Genomic DNA, 23763 nt, shown 5'->3' with positions numbered 1-23763 from the left:
GTCTGCTCGGTTCGGGCCCAGCGCCCAGGGCACCACATGATCAAACACCAGGAACCGCTGCTTCGAACGGCGGCGTGGCTCGAGGGCACCGTCTTCACCGTCTCCTCCCTGGCCTGCTTCGGCCTGGCCGGCGATGTACCCCCCTTCGCCGTGTGGGTCGCGATTCCGGCCTATCTCCTCATCGTGCTCAGCTACTTCATGATGAACCGAACCGGTTCGCTCGTCTGGGGCGCTGCTGCGGCGCTCTCCGGCCTTCTGCTCAGTGCCTTTCTGGGCACGATCGAAGGCAGCCATCCGTCGATTCTCAGCGCCGTCCTTCTGCTCTCGGGCGGAGGTATCGGTGCGATGGCCATCATCCTGCAGTCCTCGCGGTCTGGCCGGATCGTGCTGATCGTCTTCTTCCTGTTGAACCTCGCGGCCACGCTGCCTGTCATGAGTCCCGACGTGCGCACCCAGGCCCTGACGATCTTCATCGTCGGCTGGTCGGTGAACGTTCTCGTCGGAGTATGGCTGGACGACAGCGTGAGGCGCGCCCGCACCCGTATCGCGCGCCTCGGCACCGCACACCAGGCGGAGCGCCGTGCAAGTGAACTCGAGGCCCAGCGCCGACAGAGCGCACGGCTCCTGCACGACACCGTACTGGCGACCCTGACCCTCCTGGCCCACTCCGGCGTGGGCGTCGATCCGGATGCCCTGCGGAGCCAGGCCGCAGAAGACGCCGTGCTGCTGCGACAGCTTCGTCTCGGCGAGACGCCCGCGCCCCGGTCATCCGGCGGCTACACCCTGCAGTCGAACGAGGTGGCGGAGGTCACCGACAGCATCCGTGCCCTGCAGCAGCGGTTCCAGCGCCGCGGCCTGACCGTGCACTGGCACGGCGATGGCGACATCACGCTACCCCAGCCTGTGCGCAGTGCCTTTCTGATGTCGCTCGGCGAATGCCTGGAGAATGTGCGTCGTCACTCCGGTGTCGACTCTGCCGATGTGACGATCACCCAGAACGCTGCAGGGGTTCGGGCCATGGTGACCGACACCGGGGTGGGCTTCGACATGGGCGAGGTCGAGAAGGGCAGATTGGGCATCGCCGAATCCGTCGTCGCGCGCATCAGGGACGTCGGTGGCAACGCCCGCATCTTCTCCGCCCCCGGCGCCGGCACGACCGTGGTGCTGGAGGTACCACGATGAAGTCAGAGGGCGACGAGGCGACCAGCGGGCTGCTGACCCGGCTCGTGCGTGCGCGAACCCTCGGACCCGACGCCATCGACGCACTGCGCAAAGACGTCGCGTCGGACTCCCGCATCGGCATCGGCTACCTCGGCATCGGCGCGATCGTCGCTGCGGTCATCCTCTCGGTTCGCGGGCTCGCCATCTTCATCCTGAGCTGGGGTGCCTATGACAACCCGTGGCTCACCCTCGTGGCCTGGATCCTCACCGCGGGTGCTCTCGTCACCGCCGTCGTTGTCGCCAACTCGCGTGGGAGCTACCTGCCGACTCCCGTCTTCGCCCTCGTGCTCGCCCTGCTCGGCGTCGCGGTGATCATCGACGTCGTCTCGGCAAACGGCTTCACCTCGGGCACGCCGGAAGTGACCGTCATCGTGGGCTCGGGTGCCACTCTTCTCGCGCTGGTGGCGTACCGGCCGCTCAACCAGCTCATTCTGGCGACGTTGGTGCTTGCCGGATTCCTGTTCATCGTCACCATCGTCGGCGTCGGAACTGGCCCGGAGGGCACGAAGCCACAGATCGAGGTCATCGTCGCGGCCCTCGCGCCCACGCTGATCGCCATCCTGATCGTCAAATCGTTCAGCCGCTTCATCGATCGTGAGCTCGACCGCACTCTCGTCGAAGCAACCATATCCTCGCCTCACTTTGCCATCGGTATCCTCGGTTCAGACGAGCTCGCCCGCCTGGACATGACCGCGGAAGAACTGCTGAGCGACGTGGCCTCAGGGCGGATCACACTGCCGCTGAACGCCCAGCAGGCGGCCGCCGCGTCGTCGCTCGCGAGCGAGTTGCGCCTGCGATTGGTCGCCGGGAGACGCCAGACCTGGTTGCAGCACGCCATCGATGATTCCGAAGTGCTCAGTCCCACGGTCGACCTCTATGACCAGACCGGCCTGGCCGGCTTTCTCTCGCAGGAGCAGCGTGAAGGGCTGCTCTCGGCGATCTGGCTGATCGCCGCTGCTCCCTCGAGACAACGCACCGAGATCTCCATCACCATCGGACCCCAGCAGGACGACGATGCGAGCAACAAGCTCGACCAGATTCTCTTTCCGCTCGAGATCGACGTCACCGGTATTCCCCGAAGCAGAATCGATGTGACGATCTGGGGGGCCCTCGACCGCGTAGGCAGTCATGTGGAAACCGTCCGACACGGTTCCCTGAACATTCGCATTAATGTACAGGTTGACACACCGGAATCATAAGATGAACGAAGCACGACCCACACGCTCCGCCAGGAAGGCCACAGATGCCCGCGTCACATGACACGATTCGATTGGCGATAGTAGATGACCACCGGATGCTGCTCGGGGCTCTCACCGAATGGATCCGTGGGGCTGCGGCAGACATCAGCATGGTCGCCGCGGTGACGACCTGGCCCGACCTGCTCACCGACCCGGAATTCCCGGTCGACGTCGTTCTCCTCGACCTCGACCTCAAAGACAACCTGCCGATCTCGGTCAAGCTTCGCGCCCTGAAGTCAGCAGGCGTGAAGACGGTGCTGATGAGTACGTACTCGGAGCCCGTCGTGATCCGCGAGGCACTCGCGGCCGGCGCGCTGGGTTACCTCGTGAAGAGCGAAGAGGCCGACATGATCGTCGAAGCCATCCGCGCCGCTGCCAAGGGCGAACCCTTCATCTCGAGCGAACTCGATCTCGCGCTGAGCGCCCGGGAGATGGGTGGTGCCCCGAAACTGAGCGCCCAGGAGCGCCGCGTGATGGCCCTCTACGGCGGCGGCGAACCCGTCAAGCAGGTCGCAGAGCAGCTCAGCATCTCCGAGGAGACGGCCAAGAGCTACCTGAAGCGCATCCGGGAGAAGTACCGTGTTCTCGGAATCGACGTGGGAACAAAGGTCGCCCTGCGCAAGCGCGCCATTCAGGACGGCCTGCTGCTGCACGATGACTATGTCGCCAGCAACGACTCGCTGTCGGAATCCTCGACTTCAGCCGAGTAGGGTGCCGAGACACGGCCTCTCCGCTCCACGGCGAAGGCCAGCAGTGCCAGGGTCACACCGCACAGACTGAGAGCGATGCCCACCCAGATCGGCGCGATGTAGCCGAGTCCCGCCGTGAGCACGATTCCACCCAGGAGCGGCCCTAGTGCATTCCCCGTGTTGAGCGCCGAGTGGTTGAGTGCTGCGGCGATCGACTGGCTGTCGCCGGCGACGTCCATCAGGCGGGTCTGGATGATCGGCGAGATCGCCGACCCGGCCAGCCCGACGAAGAAGATCCCGATGAACAACCCTGCCGGGGTGCTCGAGAACAGCACCAGGGCCACGAGGGCGACGATCATCACGCCGAAGAACATCACCATCGACCGCTTCACGCTGCGGTCGGCCGCGGCACCGCCGAGGAAGTTGCCGACGGTCATGCCGATTCCGATACAGGCCAGTGCGAAGGGAACGAACAACTCTGGCAGGCCGGTGATCGAGGTCAGGATCGGAGAGACGTAGGTGTAGACGCTGAAGAAGCCTCCGAACCCGATGGCCCCGATTCCGAGCGCGAACCACACCTGCGATCTCCGGAAGACACTGAGTTCGTTTCGGAGTGTCGCGTTCCTGTCTCCGGGCAGCCGTGGAACGGTGAGGATCACCGAGACGAGGGCCAGCACGAAGATCGCCGTGACAACGAGGTAGGCGGCCCTCCAGCCGGAGGTCTGCCCCACCCAGGTCACGAACGGGACCCCGATCACGTTGGCCACTGTGAGACCACCGAGGACGAGCGCGACTCCCCGACCTCGCTTGCCCGGCCCCATGAGCGACGCTGCGACCAGCGCGGCGATGCCGAAGTACGCGCCATGGGGCAATCCGGAGGCGAAGCGGGCCAGAACCACCAGTCCGAACGAGGGCAGTGTGGCGCTGGCCAGCGTGCCGACGATGATGGCGGCGAGCAGCCAGACCAGCACGATCTTTCGGGGCCACCGGGCCGCGACTGCGGCGATCGTCGGTGCACCCACGACGACACCGGCGGCGTACGCCGTGATGAGCAGCCCGGCCTGGGCATTGGCCTGCTCGGTCGAGGCTGCGAACACCGCGGGCAGAAGGTCGTGGGCCAGGTTCGGCAGCAGGCCCAACGCGACGAATTCCGTACACCCGATGCCGAAACCCCCGAGGGCAAGCGCGAGGAGCGCAAGTCGCACACGGCCGGCGGAGAGGGAGGCGGTACCCGGGGCAAGAGAAGTCACTGCTTCATGATAGATCGCTGTGACCACGAAATCGAATCGATTCGACTCGGTGAGGCTCGGCGTAACACACTGTTTACGACGCGGGCTCCTCGTCGCGCGGTCTGGGCGTCGGGAGCTGTCGCAAGTGCCGGCCGTCAGGGGCTGTCTAGCGCTCGCTCGAGTCGCTCCACCTTGGCGTCCAGTTCCCCGGAGAAGCCCGGCCGGATGTCGGCCTTCAGAACGAGGGAGACCCGGGAGCCGTACTCCGCGACGGCCTCGGTTGCGCGGCGGACCACGTCGAAGACGTCGTCCCAGCTGCCCTCGATGGTGGTGAACATCGAATCGGTGTGGTTGGGCAGGCCGGAGTCGCGCACGACCCGGACGGCTGCCGCCACTGCATCGTGAACCGAAGCGTCGTCACCGACCGCACCGGCAGCGGAGTCGCCTTCCGACGTGGGCGTCGAACCGGACCGACTCCGGATTCCCACACCAGACGGGGCAACCGAGAACGCAACAAGCATCAGATCTTCACCGTTTCTGATGCGGCGAGAACCGCATCGGTCGATCGCACCCGGGTGCGCCAGAGAGACCGCACGGCAAGGGCAAAGAGCACGACAACGAGAATGTTGCGCGAGGTGAGCGCCAACAACATCAGCGGGTCGAGGGAGAGCAACCAGTCGTACAGATAGGGATAGATGACCTGCGTCAATGCGGCGAGAGCGGCCGTCAGAACGGCGAACAGGCGGAACTCCCGGCCCTGCCAGATGAGTCCGAGAATCACCGGGGCACTGATCCAGAGCATGAACTGGGGTGAACCCACCTTGTTGAAGACGATGAGCGCAGTCACGACGGCAAGCGCCAGGCTCGGCAGAACCCGTGTCACTGAAGTTCCTGAGCGCACGACATACACCCCAAGGATCAGAACACACAGCACGGCGATCGCGAGCAGGGGCGTCGTCAGGAAGTCGGCGATCGGGCCGCCGATTCCCTTGACCTGGAACGTGAGGATGTCCTGGTCGTAGTACACCGTCGATCCGGGCACACCCCAGTAGGTCATCCACATCCAGGGCAGGCTGATCGGTGCTTCGACCTGCAAGCCCCGGCCCGTCTGCTGGGTGATGAAGCTGAACAGGTTGGCCCCTGCACCCAGCATCAACCCGATGACGGCGACAGCGACTGCGGTCACGGCGGCACCGACCAGAACGCGGAGCCGGGCCTTCGTCGCGATGATGACCGCAACGATCAGGGCCGCGGGCCAGACTTTGACCCAGGTGGCCAGGGCCAGAAGCACGCCGGCGACAGCGGGTCGCCGGATGACGAGCAGGAGACCGACAATGGCCAGGTCCACCTCGAAGGTGTCGATCCGGCCGAGGGCCACGGGGCCGAGCAGCAGGAGGAAGGCCAGCCACCACCACGCCGTGTAGAAACGGATTCGCGGGCCGAAACCGCCACGGGCATCGATTCCCGGCTGAACCGGGCGAACCGACGTCGCGCGGGAGTTGAGCAGGAACCCCAGAACCATGGCGTTGGCCAGGGTGACCAGCACCAGCCAGCCGACACCGTAGAGGCCGCTGCCCAGGCTCATCGCCGCGATCATCGGCACCAGCGCAAGAATCGGGTAGACCCAGGGGCCGTCGATACCGACCCAGTACCCCTCGAGCCCATGGCTGATCCACGAGTTGTACACGATGGTCACGTCACCCCACGGCAGTGTGACGGCGGTGAGGCCCACGTACCCGAGGAAAATGTGGATCGCAGCGAACACCGACCAGAGGAGCGGGGTGTTTTCAGCCAGTCGACGCACCTCGCAATCATAGGCGTAGACGCTGTGCGATCACGGGAGGCCGCTCAGAAGCGGAATTGTTCGGAGGCCCGGCATGGCACAGGCCAGACCTACAAAAATCCAGATGCACGGCGACTTCAGATGCCAGGCACAGGCCACACGCCCTGTTCTCCCAGCAAGCAGCCACCTCCTGCTGTTTAGCTGGATTCCACGATGAGACGTTTGCTGAGTGCGGCCCTGTGCGTGGGTGCAGTGGCTGTATCGCTCGGGATCGTTGCCGCCGTGGCAATGCCCATACTGTCCCGAACGGGAGCTGACGGCACGGCATCCGACGGCACGGTGACGACCTCGCCCAGTGCACTGCCGATGATCACCGACGGCTCGGCCAGTACGCTGACTGACCCTCCTGGCCTCTCCGGCTCCTGGGCACTCTCGGCCGAATCGTGGGCAGGGTACTCGGTTGGCGCTGATCTTGGTGGCACGAGCGTCACGCTCTCCGGTGTGACGTCGCAGGTCTCCGGATCGATGACCGTCGACAACGGCACGATAACCGCCACAGACGCCAGCGTCGACGTGAGCTCAGTGACCACGGGCAACACGCTGGCCGACAGTCTTCTCCACAGCACGATGGCCGAAAAGACGGCGCAGCTGGCGGAGTCACCCACGGCGACCTTCAGTCTCATTTCGCCTGCCGCCGCGACTACAGGAACTGAATCGCCATCAACCCCGTCGTCGCCCTCCGCACCGACGGTGATCCACGCCACCGGCACCCTCACGATGCACGGTGTCACCCACAGTGTCTCGGTCGATCTCCAGGTCAGTCATTCGGCGACCAGCGTCACGGTGCAGGGCAGCATCCCGATCATCTTCGCCGACTACGACGTGACTGCTCCCGACCTGGGGTTCGCATCGGTGAACGACTCCGGCTCGGTCACCTTCTCTCTGGTGGCAACCCGGCCCTGAACCGGTGGGCAGTGCGGCCCGACGCCAGTGCCCCCATCAGTACGACGAGCGGAGCCCCGAGATCACGGCGGGAACCGATTCCGCTATGTCGAGGGCCACGATCGGGCCACCACCCGATGCCTTCTCGCCGGCCAGCCCGTGCACGACTGCTGCCGTTGCGGCCAGCCGCGCCATCACGCTCGGGTCGTTGCTGATCGCCTGGGCGTGGGTCGCCAGCAGGGCGCCGAGAATGCCTCCCAGTACGTCGCCCGACCCAGCGGCCGCGAGCTCGGTCGTGGGCGCCGTCACGCGATAGCCGCGGGTCCCCTGCGCGATGTGGGTGACGTGCCCTTTCAGCAGGACAGTGACCTTCAGAAGCTCGGCCGCCCGCTGCGCCCAGCCCTGTGGGTCTTCGGAGATGGCCGTCACGCTGACGTCGACCCCCCACTCCCCCAGCACTCGCTGAAGCTCCGAGGCGTGGGGTGTGATGACCACGCTCCCCGTACCTGCGTGCACGAGGTCCAGTGCGCCCGCATCGATGACAACAGGATGCCCCTGCCCCAGTGCCGCGACCAACTCCGCTGTCACGCGCCCACTCCGGGCCGCGGCATCCATCCCGGAACCGAGGAGCCACGCCTGCACCCGCCCCTGCGCTGTCACGATCTCCGGCCTGCGCTGGAGCACCAGACGTGTTGCGCGGCCCGGCCCGAGGTAGCGCACCATACCGAGGCCTGTGCGACTGGCCGCTTCGACTCCGAGCACCGCGGCGCCGGGGTAGGCGCGGGAACCGGTGATGACACCGAGGACGCCGCGGGAGTACTTGTCGTCAGAGGGGGTCGGTGCGGCGAGGTAGCCCCGGGCATCCGCCATCGTGAAATCGCGCCACGACACAACTTCGGTGGGTGCAGTCATGCTCCAACGATAGGACGGACGGATGCCCGACACAGCGCGTTCTCGGTGATCGCGGAATAACCGTGCGCCCAGCGGTATTTGACTCTGGGCAGACGAAAGGTGAAATACATGTCGAACCCCACACTCTTCTCCCCGATCACGATCAGGAACACCACAGTTCGCAACCGCCTCTGGGTCGCGCCCATGTGCCAGTATTCGGTCGAGAAGCGCGACGGCGTACCCACCGATTGGCACTTCACGCACCTCGGTTCTTTCGCCACCGGCGGAGTCGGGCTGATTCTGACGGAGGCGACAGGCGTGAACTCGGTCGGTCGGATCTCGGCATACGACCTCGGGCTCTACACCGACGAACAGCAGGCCGCGTTTGCCCGGATCACGGCATTCCTCCACGAGCACGGCGTTGTGGCGGGCATCCAGCTGGCCCATGCGGGCCGCAAGGCTTCGACGAATCGTCCCTGGTCGGGCAAGCACGGCACCGTGCCGGAGTCGGAGGGGGGCTGGCGCGCCGTCGGCCCGTCTGCCGTGGCGTTCCCCGGCTACGACGTTCCTGAAGAACTCACCGTCGACGCGATCGCAGGCATCGTCGATGACTTTCGGGCTGCCGGCCGCCGGGCAGTCGACGCAGGGTTCGACATACTCGAAGTCCACGCCGCCCACGGGTACCTGATCCACCAATTCCTCTCGCCGCTCAGCAATACGCGAACGGATGCCTATGGTGGCAGCCTCGAGAACCGTGCCCGACTTCTGCTCGAGGTCGTCACCGCGCTGCGCAACGAAGTCGGCGAGGACGTGCCGATCCTTGTTCGGCTCTCGGGAACGGACTGGGTCGAATCAGGCGGCTGGGATGTGGAGCAGACGGCGATCGTCACGGCATGGGCGGCCGCTGCCGGCGCCGACTTCTTCGATATCTCCTCCGGCGGCAACTTCTCCGGCGTGACGATCCCCCTCGGCCCCGGTTACCAGGTCGGGCTCGCGACTCATGTTCGCGACGAGGCTGAGGTGGCAGTCAGCGCCGTGGGACTCATCACGACCGCAGCCCAAGCCGACACTATCGTCACGAGCGGCCAGGCCGACGTCGTGATGATGGCGCGCCAGTTCTTGCGCAACCCCCACTTCGCCCTCGACGCGGCTGCCGAGCTGGGCGTCACCCTCGACTACCTCCCGAAGCAGTACGAGCGCGCCTTCTAGAACTCACGGGGTCGCGTCAGAAGTCGCGCCGGGTGGCGTCCTGGACTTCGCCGACCAGTTCCTCAATGACATCTTCGAGAAAGAGCACGCCGGTGGTCGCGCCGTGTTCGTTGAACGCGCGAGCCACGTGGGCGCCGGTTCTGCGCATGGTGGCCAGGGCGTCTTCGAGTTCGGTGCCATCGAAGATCGATGCGAGCTGCCTGATGCGCTTGGCGGGAACGGGCCTGTCATATTCGTCATCATCGAGGTCGATGACGTCTTTGAGGTGGAGATACCCCGTCGGCTGGCCCTCGCCATCGACCAGCACGTACCGCGAGAAGCCGTGTTTGGCGACCTCGTGCTCGATCTGGGCAGGAGTTGCGCCGGGTCCGAGGGTGACCAGTCGATCCAGTGGCAGCGCAACGGCTTTGACCTTCTTCTCCGTGAATTCGAACGCTGCGTGCAACGCGCCGGAGTTGTCGTCGAGCACGCCCTCCCTGGTGGACTGCGCAACGATGTTGGAGACCTCGTCGAGCGTGTAGGTGCTCGCGGCTTCACTCTTCGGTTCGACCCCGAAGAGGCGAACGACACCGTTTGCGGTGGCGTTCAACCCCACGGTGGCAAACCGCAGGATGCGTGCGATCCAGACCAGCGGCGGCGCCAGAAGCAGCACAGCCTTGTCAGGGAGCGAGAACGACAGGTTCTTCGGCACCATTTCGCCGATGACCACGTGCAGGAATGACACGACAACGAGCGCAATCACGAAGGCGACCGTTCCGGTGACCTCCTCACTCCATCCGGTCAGGCCGAGAGGCCCCTCCAGGAGGTGGTGGATCGCCGGTTCCGACACGTTCAGGATGAGCAGCGAGGCTACGGTGATCCCGAGCTGGCTGGTTGCGAGCATGAGGGTCGCATGCTCCATCGCCCAGAGTGCTGTCTTGGCACGCTGCATTCCGCCTTCTGCCAGCGGTTCGATCTGCGAGCGCCGTGCAGAGATGACCGCGAACTCCGCGGCGACGAAGAACGCGTTCACCAACAGCAGCACGAACAGCCACGCGATTCCGGCCCAATCAGACATGACTCTCACCCCTGGTCGATTCGCGAGACCTGCTCGAGGCGGAGTTCGTCGTCGACGTCGCATCCTCCGTACCCGGAGCTGCCTGACCTGCAGGTGCCGGGGCACCTGCCCCCTCACCGGCGAGGCCGGGAACGGTCGGAGTGAATCTGATGCGATCGATTCGCCGGCCATCCATTCTCTCGACGCGTAATTCGCCGTCGGGCAACTGCACGACGTCGTCTACCTGCGGAAGCCGCCCGAGTTCGCTCATCACGAAACCGGCAACAGTCTCGTAGGGCCCGTCTTCAGGCACACGCACGGCGGCACGTTCGAGAACCTCGTCCGGCCGGAGCTGGCCGGGAAACGAGATCGCATTGGTGCTCCTGATGACGCCGGCCCGGGTTCTGTCGTGTTCATCGTTCAGTTCGCCGACGAGCTCTTCGACGAGGTCTTCGAGGGTGACGACCCCCGCAGTTCCGCCGTACTCGTCGAGCACAATGGCCATCTGGTAACCGCGGCCGCGCAATTCCCCGAGCAGCACGTCGAGGTTCATGGTCTCAGGCACCCTGAGCGGTTCGCTCTGGAGGGCAACCACGGGAACGTCGCCGCGCTTCGCCCTCGGCACCGCCACCGCCTGCTTCACGTGAACGATGCCGACCACATCGTCGATGCTCTCGTCGACGATGGGAAAGCGGCTGTACCCCGTGGTGCGGGTGAGGTCGAGCACGGCCTGGGCCGAATCGGTTCGCTTGAGGGCGGCGATGCGCGGTCGGGGCGTCATGACATCTGACGCGTCGCGGCCCGAGAAGAGCAGGGTGCGGTTCAGCAGCGTGGCCGTGTCGACGTCGAGGCTGCCCTGCAGGGCCGAACGGCGAAGCAACGACGAGAGTTCGTCGGCGGTTCGGGCGCCGGAGAGTTCCTCTTTCGGCTCGATGCCGAAGGCCCGGATGATCGCATTCGCGCTGTTGTTGAGCAGTGTCACCGCGGGGCGGAACACCGCTGTGAAGACGCGTTGGAAGGGGATGACGAGCTTCGCTGTCTGGATCGGCAGGGCCAGCGCGAAGTTCTTCGGAACAAGCTCACCCACGATCATCGAGAGCAGCGTGGCGATGACGATGGCCAGGGTCGAGGCGACGATCGTGATCGCGTCTGGCGAGAGCCCCAGCGCACCCAGTGGAGGGCGCAGCAGGCTGCTGAACGCCGGCTCCATCGTGTAACCGGTCAGCAGGGTCGTCAGCGTGATTCCCAGCTGGGCGCTGGAGAGATGCGTCGACGTGATCTTCAGCGCCGCGATCGACGCGCCGAGGCCCTTCTCACCACGCTCCTGTCGACCTTCGAGGTCGGACCGGTCGAGATTCACGAGGGAGAATTCGCTGGCGACGAAGAACCCGGTACCGACAGTGAGCACCAGGCCCAGCAGCAGGAGAAGAAGCTCAGTACCCACGGACGTCACCCACATGGGCAGAGCGGTCGGCGGTCGAATACGTCAAGCGGGGTGAGGGAGGGTCATCCATGGGTACCTCGATTGTACCGGCTCACAATCGACGACGCTGGGGAATCGCCCGCCCCGGCTATCTAAGCCGCCCGAGCTGACGCGACACGCCCTCCCGCCGCGAGTTCGAGGGCGTGTCGCGTCAGTTCGACCTGGGTGGCCGTACCCTGCGTGATTACCAGCTGACGGGGAGAGCCTTGCCTTCTTCGTAGCCGGCAGCTGACTGGATTCCGACGTACGCACGCTCCTGGAACTCGGCGACACTCGAAGCCCCGGCGTAGGTGAACGAGCTGCGGATGCCCGAAGTGATCATGTCGAGCAGGTCTTCGACAGACGGCCGCAGCGGGTCGAGATAGATCGTGCTACTCGATATCCCTTCGGCGAAGAGCTGTTTGCGGGCGAGCTCGTAGGCTCCCAGCCGGCCGAACCGGTCGGTGACCGCCTTGGCGGATGCCATGCCGTAGTTCTCCTTGTAGAGGCGACCCCCCGCATCCCTGCGAAGCATGCCCGGAGCTTCGATCGTGCCGGCGAACCACGACCCGATCATCACGGACGCGGCACCTGCCGCCAGCGCGAGGGCGACGTCGCGGGGGTACCGCACTCCCCCGTCAGCCCAGACCGTGGCCCCGTAGAGCGTTGCGGCCGCAGCCGTCTCGAGTACTGCAGAGAACTGGGGGCGGCCGACGGCCGTCATCATGCGTGTTGTGCACATCGCCCCTGGCCCCACACCGACCTTGATGATCGTCGCGCCCGCTTCTGCGAGATCCCGGACCCCTTCTGCCGTCACGACGTTACCGGCCACGATCGGCAGGCCGAGGCCCGCTTCACGCACGGAGCGGATCGCGGCCACCATCGAATCCTGGTGGCCGTGCGCGGTGTCCAGGACCAGGACGTCGACACCGGCAGCCGCCAGGGCTCGCGCTTTTGCAGCGACGTCGCCGGTGATACCGATCGCCGCCGCGACGCGAAGTCGACCGTGGGAATCGACAGCGGGTTCGTAGATCGTCGAGCGTAGTGCCCCTGTTCGGCTCAGGGTGCCGATCACACGGCCGTGCTGCATGACCGGGGCGAAATCGAGGTCTGCCGCGACCATCGCATCGAATGCTTCGCGAGGCGAGTCCAGGTCGTCGGCCGAGAGTGAGGTGAGCGAACCGTGCAGCAGATCGCCAAGCGACGCATCGGGTAGGGCCGACGCCAGCCGGAGTGCAGGGATGCAGCCGAGGAACCTGCCCGAATCGTCGTGCACCACGATTCCCTGCCCAGCGACGGCCGGGAGCACGGTCAGCGCCTCTTCGACTGTCGCGCCGGGTCGGAAGTCGAACGGGGTGTCGTACGAGGTCGACTGGTCCTTCACCCAGCGGATGGCCGCGTCGAGATCCTGCAGGTGCATGTCTTGGGGAAGCACCCCGAGTCCGCCGCGCCGGGCGAGCGTTGCAGCCAGGCGGGGCCCGGTGACCGAGTTCATGTTCGCAGCCACGATGGGGATGGTCGCGCCTGTGCCGTCTTCGGGTGCGAGGGAGACATCGAGCCTGCTCTGGATCGACGAGCGCCTGGGCACGAGAAAGACGTCGGAGTAGGTCAGGTCTGTCTTCTCTGACGGTGACAAGAACTTCATGCCTCCACGCTAGACCTGTTCGCCTGAACCGGGTCGGGCGAAATTCCGCTGGGCGAAAGACCGGTGACGAACGATCATCCGATGGGTTTAGGCTTAACAAGCACGTGTCGGCGCGTGAGGATTCACTCTGCGCGGTCATTCGGCGCGTGCTCACGATACCTATCAGCAGCGTGCGATTTGACGAGAGTGGGCGATCGGCTGTGTCAAGCCAGTTGACCGGAACGGGAACTGACGACGGTTCGTCGGGCGAATTTGGAGCAAACGAGTGGCTCGTCGATGAGCTCTACGAGCAGTACATCGTCGACAAGAACTCAGTCGACGAGTCGTGGTGGAGCATCCTCGAGCACTACAAGCCGAGCAGCCCAGAGCTGGCTGGCACAGATGCCCCTCCCGCTGCACCAGCCGTAGTCGAGGCACCGGCAGCGCAGGCGGAAGCCGTCGCCGCAGCCCCGAACGCGCCGATTCCGGCAGCACCAGCCTCTGCAACACCGGCCTCCACACCGCCGGTGACCACCGGCACGGTGCCGGTCACGACGCCGTCGACGGCTCCGGTCGCACGAACCACGTCCATGGTGGCGCGAGCCCAGCCGATCCCCGCAGAGGCGACTGTGCGGGCGCAACCGAGTGACCGTGAGGCAGCCGAACAAGACGCTGTCACTCCCCTGCGCGGGCCTGCGAAGTCACTCGCGACGAACATGGATGCCAGCCTCACGGTGCCGACGGCGACCAGCGTGCGCAGCATTCCCGCGAAACTGCTGATCGACAACCGCATCGTGATCAACTCGAACCTCAAGCGCAGCCGCGGGGGGAAGGTGTCGTTCACCCACCTCATCGGCTGGGCGCTCGTGCAGGTTCTCAAGGACTTCCCCAGCCAGAACGTGTACTACGACGTCGTCGATGGCAAGCCTGTCGTCGTGTCACCTGCCCACATCGGCCTCGGCATCGCGATCGACATGCCCAAGCCCGACGGCACCCGCTCACTGGTGGTGCCCGCCATCAAGCGCGCAGACACCATGGACTTCGGCGAATTCCTCGCCGCCTACGACGAGCTCGTGGCCAAGGCGCGTTCGGGCAAGCTCACCGGCGCAGACTTCCAGGGCGCGACGATCTCGCTCACGAACCCGGGCGGTATCGGCACGGTTCACTCGGTGCCTCGCCTGATGAAGGGCCAGGGCGCCATCATCGGCGCCGGCGCACTCGAATACCCGGCAGAGTTCCAGGGATCATCCATTCGCACCCTGACCGAACTCGGCATCGGCAAGGTCATCACGCTGACCAGCACCTACGATCACCGCGTCATCCAGGGCGCCGGTTCCGGCGAGTTCTTGAAGAAGGTGCACGAGCTTCTCCTCGGGGAGCGCGGATTCTACGAGGACATCTTCGCTGAACTGCGAATTCCCTACGTTCCCATCCACTGGGCACCCGACATCAGCGTCGACTTCGACGCCGTCGACAAGACGGCCCGGGTGCAGGAGCTCATCAACTCCTACCGCGTCCGCGGGCACCTCATGGCCGACATCGACCCGCTCGAGTACCAGCAGAAAACCCACCCAGACCTCGACATCGCGAGCCACGGCCTGACCCTGTGGGATCTCGACCGCGAGTTCATCACCGGCGGCCTCGGCGGCAAGCGCACCGCGCTACTGCGCGACATTCTCGGAATCCTGCGTGACTCGTACTGCCGGAAGACGGGCATCGAGTACATGCACATCCAGGATCCGGTGCAACGCGCCTGGATCCAGGACAAGATCGAGCGCAAGTACGCCAAGCCGAGCCACGACGAGCAGATGCGCATTCTCGCCAAGCTCAACGAGTCGGAGGCCTTCGAGACCTTCCTGCAGACGAAGTACGTCGGCCAGAAACGGTTCAGCCTCGAAGGCGGCGAGTCGACGATCGCCCTTCTCGACGCGATCCTGCAGGCTGCGGCCAGCGATGAACTCGATGAGGTCGCCATCGGCATGGCCCACCGCGGTCGCCTGAATGTACTGACCAACATCGCCGGCAAGACGTACGGCCAGATCTTCCGTGAGTTCGAAGGAACCCAGGATCCACGCACCGTCCAGGGCTCGGGGGACGTGAAGTACCACCTGGGCACCGAGGGCACGTTCTCCAGCGCCGACGGCAAGGAGATTCCGGTCTACATCGCTGCCAATCCCTCGCACCTCGAAGCGGTCAACGGTGTTCTCGAGGGGATCGTGCGGGCCAAGCAGGACCGCAAACCACGGGGCACGTACTCGACGCTGCCGATCCTCGTGCACGGCGATGCGGCAATGGCCGGCCAGGGCATCGTCTACGAGACGCTGCAGATGGAGAAGCTGCGCGGCTACCGCGTCGGCGGCACGATTCATGTCAACATCAACAACCAGGTCGGGTTCACCACCAGGCCGAGCGATTCACGCTCCTCCGTCTACTCGACCGATGTGGCGAAGTCGATCCAGGCTCCGATCTTCCACGTCAACGGAGACGACCCCGAATCCGTGGTGCGGGTCGCGCAGCTGGCCTACGAATACCGCCAGGAGTTCCACAGCGACGTCGTCATCGACCTCATCTGCTACCGCCGCCGCGGGCACAACGAGGGGGACGACCCGTCGATGACGCAGCCGCTGATGTACAACCTGATCGAGGCGAAACGCTCTGTCAGGAGGCTGTACACCGAAGCGCTGATCGGGCGCGGTGACATCAGCCAGGAGGAGTACGAAGCCGCTCACCGCGACTTCCAGGATCGCCTCGAGCGGGCCTTCGCAGAGACCCACGCGGCACAGACCTCCTCGATACCCATCATCACCGACGATCTGAACCCCGTTGCCGACCTCGAGCGCCCCGACGCGCAGCAGGAAGACGACAGCGCCGGCGAACCCGAATCGACGGGTGTGGCGGCCAGTACCGTGGCCCTCATCGGCGATGCGTTCAACAATCCGCCTGCGGGCTTCACCGTTCACCCGAAGCTTCAGCAACTCCTGCAGAAGCGCCTCGAGATGAGCCGGAACGGCGGCATCGACTGGGCGTTCGGAGAGCTCCTCGCCCTGGGTTCGCTGCTGCTCGAGGGCACCCCGGTGCGTTTCGCAGGCCAGGACACCCGCCGCGGCACCTTCGTGCAGCGGCACGCGGTGCTTCACGACCGTGACAATGGTCAGGAGTGGTTGCCGCTGGTCAACCTCAGCGACAACCAGGCGAAGTTCTGGATCTACGACTCCCTGCTGAGCGAATACGCCGCGATGGGCTTCGAATACGGCTACTCGGTCGAACGGCCCGACGCGCTCGTACTCTGGGAGGCGCAGTTCGGCGACTTCGGCAACGGCGCCCAGATCATCATCGACGAGTTCATCTCCTCGGCCGAACAGAAATGGGGCCAACGCTCGTCGCTGGTACTCCTTCTGCCGCACGGTTACGAGGGCCAGGGCCCTGACCACTCGTCAGCCCGCATCGAGCGCTACCTCCAGCTGTGCGCCGAGAACAACATGACCGTGGCGCGGCCGTCAACCCCCGCGTCGTACTTCCACCTCCTCCGACGCCAGGCGTATGCCCGGCCGCGCCGCCCGCTGATCGTCTTCACTCCCAAGGCGATGCTCCGCCTCCGTGGCGCGTCGAGTTCGGTCGACGACCTGACGCAGGGCAAGTTCGAACCGGTGATCGACGATGCCCGCTTCGGAACAGAGTCTGCAGCGCCGAAGACCGGTGTGAAGCGGGTCCTGCTCATGGCAGGAAAGATCTACTACGACCTGCTGAACGAGTTGGCGAAAGCTCCGAATGACGAGATCGCACTCGTCAGGGTCGAGCAGTACTACCCGGTTCCCGCAGCAGAACTCACCTCAATTCTCGCGACGTACCCGAACGCCGAGCTGGTGTGGGTGCAGGACGAGCCTCAGAACCAGGGTGCGTGGCCGTTCATCTGCCTCGAACTGCCTGTTCGCCTCCCGGCCGGCCGCACGATCACCGTCGTCTCACGCGCTGCGGCAGCATCACCTGCCGCCGGTTCTGCCAAGCGTCACGCGAAGGAGCAGGCCGAACTGCTTGCAAAGGCCCTGAGCCTGTAGGAGTCGCGGGGCGGAGCTGCGTAGCGGGACCCGAAGGGTGGGGGTTTCGATACGCGGCTTCGCCCCTACTCAACCAGCGTTTGTCGGGCGGTGCGCCGCGCTAAGGGCGAGCGCCTGTTCAGGGTGCCCGCCGCGCTCGCCTACTCAACCAGCAGTGCCGCGCTTGGAGCGAGGGCGCGTCAGAGCGTGACGCGAACCTCGGTGTGCGTGCTCTGGATCTCACGGATACTCAGCAGCACCTGGTCGCGAAGCTGCTCCGGCGCCACCTCTTTGCAGGCGCGTTGCACCGCTTCGGTCAGCACGACTCCGATATGGAGTTCAGACGAGCAGTCGTTGCAGTTCTCGATGTGCTCACGGATATCGGCAGCATCGGTGCTGGCGAGTTCGTTGTGAAGATACTCCTCGAGTTCGGCCTTGGCCTTCGTGCAACCGCAGTCGGTCATTTCTTCGTTCCTTTCGACACTGCCGCACGCTTCGGTGCGGCTTCCGCCGAGCCAGCGGGGCTCGAAGCCTTCACGGCAACTCCCCTGCCCTCGGCGTATTCAGACAAGAGCCCGCGAAGCAGCCGGCGGCCGCGGTGCAACCGGCTCATCACGGTTCCGACGGGGGTCTTCATGATGTCGGCGATCTCCTGGTAGGAGAATCCTTCGACGTCGGCCAGGTAGACAGCCAGGCGAAAGTCTTCGGGAATCGACTGCAGGGCATCCTTCACTGCACTGTCTGGCAGGTGATCGATGGCCTCTGCTTCAGCAGAACGGCTCGACGTGCCCGTTGCCGTCGCAGATTCGGCATTGCCGAGCTGCCAGTCCTCGAGGTCGCTCGTCGTGCCCTGGTACGGGTCGCGCTGCTTCTTGCGGTACACGTTGATGAACGTGTTTGTCAGAATGCGATACAACCAGGCCTTGAGATTCGTACCCTGCTCGAACTGCGCGAACGCCGCGTAGGCCTTGACGAAGGTCTCCTGCACGAGGTCCTGCGCATCGGCGGGGTTCCGCGTCATTCGGAGCGCGGCACCGTACAACTGGTCGAGGAACGGAATGGCCTGTTCTTCGAAAAGCGCGCGCGGGTCTGCCGGCGCAGACTCGATTGTTGCTACCCGTGGTTCACTGTCTGGTGATGTCATCACGGGCAAGTCTACGACGCGTCGCAGCCGCGCGGATGGAGTCGACGACGCCGTTGAGGGTCGAGCATGCGAAGGCCGCTCGAGCACTGTGGATGCTGTCCCCATGCGTCTCTCCTTCTGAAATCCCATCAATCGCCGATACCCTAGACAACTGATGCTGATCTCGAGATATTCCACACCCGACTTCAATCCCTACGGCGACGCAGCACCCCTGCCGCCGAACCCGGACTGGTCGGCTCCCCGCGCGCGCGGCAGACTCACGGCTGTGGTGTCGCTGCCGGGATCGAAGAGCCTCACCAATCGCGAACTCGTTCTCTCCGCCCTTGCAGACGCACCGTCTCGACTCCGTTCCCCGCTCCACAGCCGCGATACGACCCTCATGGTGGCTGCGCTGCGCTCGCTCGGCGTCACGATCGACGAGGTCGCTGGCCCCGGCCGCTTCGGCCCCGACTGGGTCATCACCCCGGCAGACGAGCTTCTCGGCAGCACGACGATCGACTGCGGTCTTGCCGGCACGGTGATGCGCTTCCTTCCACCGGTGTCAGCCCTCGCTCTCGGGCCCGTCATGTTCGACGGCGACGAGGGTGCGAGAAAGCGGCCGATGGCAACGACGATCTCGTCATTGCGAGCGCTCGGCGTCGACATCGATTCCGATGGCCGATCCACCCTTCCGTTCACTGTGCACGGGACCGGCCGGGTTCGAGGAGGAGCCGTCACGATCGACGCCTCCTCCTCTTCACAATTCGTCTCGGGCCTTCTCCTCGCCGGCGCACGGTTCACTGACGGCCTTCGGCTCGCTCACAACGGTGATCGCCTGCCGAGCATGCCCCACATCGAGATGACCATCGCCGCTCTGGCGGCGCGGGCTGTGAATATCGAAAGCGCCGCCGCCGGCGAGTGGTCGATCGACCCCGGTGCGATCTCCGCACGCGATGTGGACATCGAGCCAGACCTCTCGAATGCCGCTCCGTTCCTCGCCGCCGCCCTGGTCGCTGGCGGTTCGGTGACCATTGTCGGCTGGCCGTCGGCGACCACCCAGGTCGGCGACGATCTCCTCGACCTGCTGCCGCTCTTCGGCGCAGAGGTCACGCGCGAGGCGGATCGTGTGACGGTGACGGGGGGGCCGGGCATCCTGGGCGTGACGCTCGATTTGAGCACCGGTGGGGAGCTCGCCCCCGCCCTCGTGGCGATCGCGGCCCTGGCCGACTCGCCGAGCACCATCACGGGCATTGGCCATATCAGGCACCACGAGACCGACAGGCTCGCCGCTCTCGCCACCGAGATCAATCGTCTCGGCGGATCGGTGACCGAGCTCGAGGATGGCCTGCACATCGAACCCCGCCCCCTGCACGGCGGGCTCTGGCAGACGTATCACGACCATCGCATGGCTCACGCCGGGGCGATCATCGGACTGGCGGTCGACGAGGTCGTAGTCGAGAACATCGCCACAACCGCCAAAACCCTGCCCGAGTTCGCCGAACTGTGGCAGGGCATGGTCTACGGTGCGAGCGATGGCAGCCAGTCGATCTCGTCGATCCCTGTTGCGGCAGCCTCTCATTTTCCTGCCCCGGTGTCCGGCAGCGATGAGAGCGGGGCGCCGGCGTGAGTTGGTGGTCAGACGGAGCAGAGGACGACCCCGACGAATTCGATGAGTTCGACGAATCGACCATCCGCATGCGCCCCAACCCCAAGGGCAACCGGCCCCGCACCAAGACCAGGCCCGAACACGCAGACGCGGTTCGCGGCCGGGTCTTGTCGGTCGACCGCGGCCGATTCGGCGTGCTGGTCAACGAGAACACTCCGGAGGAGGCGCTGATCACGGCCTCCCGGGCGAGGGAATTGGGCCGGCTCGGAATCGTCACCGGCGACCGCGTCGACCTCGTCGGCGACACCAGTGGTGCCGAGGGCAGTCTGTCGCGCATCGTCAGGGTCGACGAGCGCACCACCCTGCTGCGTCGGAGCGCCGACGACAGCGACGCCGTCGAGCGCATCATCGTGGCAAACGCCGACCAGATGCTCATCGTCGTGGCTGCGGGCAACCCCGAACCCCGCGCGAACCTGATCGACCGGTACCTGATCGCCGCGTTCGACGCGGGGCTCGCGCCCATCCTGTGCATCACCAAGACCGACGTGGCCGACCCCGAATCGTTTCTCAGCCAGTTCGACTGCTTCGATCTGGAGATCATCAGTGGGGACAAGGACTCCTTTCCGATCGGTGCACTGAAGGAACTGCTCGTCGGGCACACCACAGTGACGGTCGGTCATTCCGGCGTCGGCAAGTCGACCCTCGTCAACGCGCTCGTCCCAGGCACCGATCGTGCCGTGGGCCGGGTCAACGATGTGACCGGCAGAGGTCGCCACACCTCGTCGTCGACCGTCTGCCTTCGTGTGCTGGGCGACGATGGAGCTTCTGGCTGGATCATCGACACCCCGGGCGTGCGATCGTTCGGCCTGGGTCACGTCGACCCGGCGAACATCCTGCGATCGTTTGCGAACTATGCCATTCCGGCGGCCACCCTCCCCCCAGAGGCGCAGGGAATCGCTCTCACCCAGGCCCACGACTGGGAGATCGTCGACCGCATCGCCGCCGGCGAACTCGGCGAAAGCGGAAAGGCTCGCCTGGAATCGCTCCAGAAGATCATCAGCACACTCGAGAAGTGATCGCGAGCGGACCGTCTAACGTAGAGGGCGTGACTTTCTCCCTGAGCGACGACCTCGCCCTTGCACAGCGACTGGCCGACGCAGCCGACAGGATCTCGCTCAGCCGCTTTTGTTCGCTCGATCTCGTGGTCGACCAGAAGCCCGATCGCACACCGGTGACGGATGCCGACAGGGCAGTCGAACGCGCCATCCGACTCGGGCTCGCGACGGAACGCCCCGGCGACTCGATCCTCGGTGAGGAATTCGGCACCGAAGGCGAGTCGACGAGGCAGTGGATCATCGATCCCATCGATGGCACGGCGAACTTCCTGCGCGGTGTGCCGGTCTGGGCCACCCTCATCGCGCTCGTGATCGACGGCGTGCCGAGCGTCGGAGTGGTGAGTTCCCCGGCTCTGGGCAAGCGCTGGTGGGCATCCCTCGGCAACGGCGCATGGATGACGGAGCACGACGCAGGGGGCAGCACTCACGATGCAGAGGGCAGCACCGTCGAGCCCCGGCGCCTCAGTGTGTCGAAGGTCGCCGACCTCGCGGACGCCTCGATCAGCTACAACAGTCTCAAGGGGTGGGACGAAGCCGGCCACCTCGATGCCCTGCTCCGCCTCAGCCGCACTGTCTGGCGCACCCGCGCCTACGGGGAGATGTGGGCGTACATGATGGTCGCAGAGGGTCTGGTCGACGTCGCGGGTGAATTCGACCTGCAGCCCTACGACGTCGCCGCGCTCATTCCCATCGTCGAAGAGGCAGGTGGAGTCTTCACGAGCGTCGAGGGAGATCCGGCAATCGGATCAGGGAGTGCACTGGCAACGAATGGACTCCTGCACGGCGAAACGGTGAGACTGCTGAAAAGCTAGGCTGTTCCGTGACGCCCACACTCGCAGTGGGCATGCTCAGACCGAGCTGGCCGAGCACTTGTAGCAACGCACTTCGAGCAAATGGAGCAGCATCGCATGTCACAGATCTACGACAACATCACCGACCTCGTCGGGCACACCCCCCTGGTACGCATCAACAGGCTCACGGCGGGCACCGACGCCACCATCCTGGCCAAGCTCGAGTTCTACAACCCGGCGAACAGTGTCAAAGACCGCATCGGCGTGGCCATCATCGACGCGGCCGAGAAATCCGGTGCACTGAAGCCCGGCGGAACCATCGTCGAAGGCACCAGCGGCAACACGGGCATAGCGCTGGCCATGGTCGGCGCCGCCCGAGGCTACAAGGTCATTCTGACGATGCCCGAGACGATGAGCATGGAGCGCCGCGTCGTTCTTCGCGCCTACGGGGCCGAACTGGTGTTGACGCCCGGCGCGGATGGCATGAAGGGCGCCGTCGAGACGGCGAACCGCATCGCTGCCGAGACCGAGGGGGCGATTCTGGCGCACCAGTTCGAGAACGAAGCCAACCCTGCCATTCACTACGCGACCACCGGTCCCGAGATCTGGAACGACACCGACGGCGCTGTCGACATCTTCGTCGCCGGCATCGGCACGGGCGGAACCATCACCGGCGCCGGGCACTTCCTGCGCGAGCAGAAGCCGGGCATCCAGATCGTCGGCGTCGAGCCGATCGACTCGCCCATTCTGAACGGTGGCGCACCGGGGCCGCACAAGATCGCGGGTATCGGCGCCAACTTCGTGCCCGACATTCTCGACCGCGAGGTCTACGACGAGATCATCGATGTCTCGCTCGCCGACTCGATTCGCGTGTCGCGGCAGCTGGCCGCCGATGAGGGAATCCTGTCGGGCATTTCGACAGGGGCGATCTTCTGGGCCGCCCTCGAGCTCGCCAAGCGCCCGGAGAACGCCGGAAAGACCATCGTGGCGATTGTCTGCGACTTCGGCGAACGGTACGTCTCGTCGGTGCTCTACGACGACATTCGTGGCTGAATCACCGAAGTCTCCGCAGACCCCCGGCTTCTTCGGCCGCCTCCGCGAAGACCTCGCCGTGGCTCTGCGGCGCGACCCCGCTGCACGGTCGCGCGTCGAGGTGCTGCTCGGGTATTCCGGAATGCACGCGCTCTGGGCGCACCGGCTGACGCACCGCCTCTGGCAGCGAGATGGTCTGAAGGTCCTGGCGCGCCTGGTGTCGCAGTTCGCCCGGTTCCTGACCGGCGTCGAGATTCATCCCGGCGCCACCATCGGCCGCCGGGTCTTCATCGACCACGGAATGGGTGTCGTCATCGGTGAGACGGCGACGGTCGGCAACGATGTTCTCATCTATCACGGCGTCACCCTCGGCGGCACGGGCGCGTCACACGGGCTCCGGCACCCGACCGTCGAAGACGATGTGCTGCTGGGCGCGGGTGCAAAACTACTCGGCCCGATCACCATCGGCCGCGGAAGCGCCGTCGGTGCCAATGCTGTCGTGCTGACGGATGCTCCCCCGCACTCGCTCATCACCGGGGTTCCGGCTGTGGTACGCCCGCGGGTACATCGCCAGGTACCCTGAGCGCCCAGGATTGAGAGCCCAGGTACCCCGAGAGTCGAGGTACCCGGGAGTCGAGGTACCCCGATGGCCGAGGTACCCGAGAGCCGAGTGGCCTGGGCCCCTGCTGCCGTGGAACGCAAGAACCCGGCCTGCGATGCAATCGCAGGCCGGGTTCT

The 23763-nt window shown here is 65.5% G+C and carries 20 protein-coding genes; 11 read left to right on the top strand and 9 right to left on the bottom strand.

Translation table 11 applies throughout. The features are described 5' to 3' along the window. The first annotated feature begins 36 nt into the window (after positions 1–36). From JOE66_RS07500 to JOE66_RS07490, 3 genes are read left to right on the top strand one after another with little or no spacing between them, the layout of a single operon-like run. The gene (locus JOE66_RS07500) at positions 37–1182 is read left to right on the top strand and encodes a sensor histidine kinase (protein WP_205108161.1); all 1146 of its coding nucleotides are present in this window, start codon (positions 37–39) and stop codon (positions 1180–1182) included. Then, a complete protein-coding gene (locus tag JOE66_RS07495; protein ID WP_205108159.1) occupies positions 1179–2420 on the top strand; it encodes a membrane-associated sensor domain-containing protein in 1242 nt (413 codons plus the stop codon). The genes JOE66_RS07500 and JOE66_RS07495 overlap by 4 nt, the downstream gene beginning before the upstream one ends. Before the next feature lie 44 nt (positions 2421–2464). Further along, positions 2465–3169 carry a response regulator gene (locus JOE66_RS07490; RefSeq protein WP_205108157.1) on the top strand — a complete coding sequence of 235 codons (705 nt, stop codon included), beginning with the start codon at positions 2465–2467 and terminating at the stop codon, positions 3167–3169. Here JOE66_RS07490 and JOE66_RS07485 read toward each other — a convergent pair. From JOE66_RS07485 to JOE66_RS07475, 3 genes are all read right to left on the bottom strand, one after another. Then, on the bottom strand, positions 3118–4398 hold the full coding sequence (locus tag JOE66_RS07485; RefSeq protein ID WP_205108155.1) for an MFS transporter: 1281 nt from the start codon (positions 4396–4398) through the stop codon (positions 3118–3120). The two genes, JOE66_RS07490 and JOE66_RS07485, sit on opposite strands and share 52 nt — an antisense overlap. Positions 4399–4532: 134 nt before the next feature. Next, positions 4533–4898 (bottom strand): thiamine-binding protein, encoded by a 366-nt coding sequence (locus tag JOE66_RS07480; protein ID WP_205108153.1) that lies wholly within the window; start codon positions 4896–4898, stop codon positions 4533–4535. Next, the gene (locus tag JOE66_RS07475; RefSeq protein ID WP_205108151.1) at positions 4898–6181 is read right to left on the bottom strand and encodes a glycosyltransferase 87 family protein; all 1284 of its coding nucleotides are present in this window, start codon (positions 6179–6181) and stop codon (positions 4898–4900) included. The genes JOE66_RS07480 and JOE66_RS07475 overlap by 1 nt, the downstream gene beginning before the upstream one ends. Positions 6182–6373: 192 nt before the next feature. Between JOE66_RS07475 and JOE66_RS07470 the strand changes: the two genes are divergently transcribed. After that, a complete protein-coding gene (locus JOE66_RS07470; RefSeq protein WP_205108149.1) occupies positions 6374–7123 on the top strand; it encodes a YceI family protein in 750 nt (249 codons plus the stop codon). A 36-nt stretch (positions 7124–7159) separates the two neighbouring features. On the opposite strand, the gene JOE66_RS07465 is transcribed toward JOE66_RS07470, so the two are convergent. Then, positions 7160–8014 (bottom strand): ADP-dependent NAD(P)H-hydrate dehydratase, encoded by an 855-nt coding sequence (locus JOE66_RS07465; RefSeq protein ID WP_205108147.1) that lies wholly within the window; start codon positions 8012–8014, stop codon positions 7160–7162. Positions 8015–8122: 108 nt separating this feature from the next. Here JOE66_RS07465 and JOE66_RS07460 point away from each other — a divergent pair, with 108 nt between their 5' ends. Next, positions 8123–9202: an NADH:flavin oxidoreductase/NADH oxidase gene (locus JOE66_RS07460; protein ID WP_205108145.1), complete on the top strand. Its 1080-nt coding sequence runs from the start codon at positions 8123–8125 to the stop codon at positions 9200–9202. A 16-nt stretch (positions 9203–9218) separates the two neighbouring features. Here the strand turns inward: JOE66_RS07460 and JOE66_RS07455 are convergent, their stop codons facing one another. From JOE66_RS07455 to guaB1, 3 genes are all read right to left on the bottom strand, one after another. Further along, positions 9219–10259: a hemolysin family protein gene (locus tag JOE66_RS07455; protein WP_205108143.1), complete on the bottom strand. Its 1041-nt coding sequence runs from the start codon at positions 10257–10259 to the stop codon at positions 9219–9221. Then, complete coding sequence (locus tag JOE66_RS07450; RefSeq protein ID WP_205108141.1) at positions 10252–11697, bottom strand: hemolysin family protein; 1446 nt, start codon at positions 11695–11697, stop codon at positions 10252–10254. The genes JOE66_RS07455 and JOE66_RS07450 overlap by 8 nt, the downstream gene beginning before the upstream one ends. A 208-nt stretch (positions 11698–11905) precedes the next feature. Next, positions 11906–13345: a GMP reductase gene (guaB1, locus tag JOE66_RS07445; protein WP_205108139.1), complete on the bottom strand. Its 1440-nt coding sequence runs from the start codon at positions 13343–13345 to the stop codon at positions 11906–11908. A 200-nt stretch (positions 13346–13545) separates the two neighbouring features. Between guaB1 and JOE66_RS07440 the strand changes: the two genes are divergently transcribed. Further along, positions 13546–17379 (top strand): multifunctional oxoglutarate decarboxylase/oxoglutarate dehydrogenase thiamine pyrophosphate-binding subunit/dihydrolipoyllysine-residue succinyltransferase subunit, encoded by a 3834-nt coding sequence (locus tag JOE66_RS07440; protein ID WP_205108137.1) that lies wholly within the window; start codon positions 13546–13548, stop codon positions 17377–17379. A 179-nt stretch (positions 17380–17558) separates the two neighbouring features. Here the strand turns inward: JOE66_RS07440 and JOE66_RS07435 are convergent, their stop codons facing one another. After that, positions 17559–17822, bottom strand: coding sequence for a zf-HC2 domain-containing protein (locus JOE66_RS07435; protein ID WP_205108135.1), 264 nt, complete (start codon positions 17820–17822; stop codon positions 17559–17561). Further along, positions 17819–18502 (bottom strand): sigma-70 family RNA polymerase sigma factor, encoded by a 684-nt coding sequence (locus JOE66_RS07430; protein ID WP_205108132.1) that lies wholly within the window; start codon positions 18500–18502, stop codon positions 17819–17821. Before JOE66_RS07430 ends, JOE66_RS07435 begins: the two co-directional genes overlap by 4 nt. A 154-nt stretch (positions 18503–18656) precedes the next feature. Here JOE66_RS07430 and aroA point away from each other — a divergent pair, with 154 nt between their 5' ends. The 5 genes from aroA to epsC all read left to right on the top strand — a co-directional run bounded on the left by aroA (position 18657) and on the right by epsC (position 23608). Further along, positions 18657–20108: a 3-phosphoshikimate 1-carboxyvinyltransferase gene (gene aroA, locus JOE66_RS07425; protein ID WP_205108130.1), complete on the top strand. Its 1452-nt coding sequence runs from the start codon at positions 18657–18659 to the stop codon at positions 20106–20108. Continuing rightward, complete coding sequence (rsgA, locus tag JOE66_RS07420) at positions 20105–21163, top strand: ribosome small subunit-dependent GTPase A (RefSeq protein WP_307827104.1); 1059 nt, start codon at positions 20105–20107, stop codon at positions 21161–21163. Before aroA ends, rsgA begins: the two co-directional genes overlap by 4 nt. Positions 21164–21192: 29 nt before the next feature. Beyond that, positions 21193–22014, top strand: coding sequence for an inositol monophosphatase family protein (locus JOE66_RS07415; protein ID WP_205108128.1), 822 nt, complete (start codon positions 21193–21195; stop codon positions 22012–22014). A gap of 96 nt (positions 22015–22110) precedes the next feature. Beyond that, the gene (gene cysK / locus JOE66_RS07410; RefSeq protein ID WP_205108126.1) at positions 22111–23046 is read left to right on the top strand and encodes a cysteine synthase A; all 936 of its coding nucleotides are present in this window, start codon (positions 22111–22113) and stop codon (positions 23044–23046) included. Then, entirely contained in the window at positions 23039–23608 is a 570-nt protein-coding gene (epsC, locus tag JOE66_RS07405) for a serine O-acetyltransferase EpsC (protein WP_205108124.1), read from the top strand. The genes cysK and epsC overlap by 8 nt, the downstream gene beginning before the upstream one ends. Positions 23609–23763: the final 155 nt, after the last annotated feature.

This window comes from Subtercola frigoramans (assembly GCF_016907385.1).
GTDB lineage: Bacteria > Actinomycetota > Actinomycetes > Actinomycetales > Microbacteriaceae > Subtercola > Subtercola frigoramans.
Note: the sequence above shows the minus strand (reverse complement) of the source record. Positions and strands in the feature narration are given on the sequence as shown.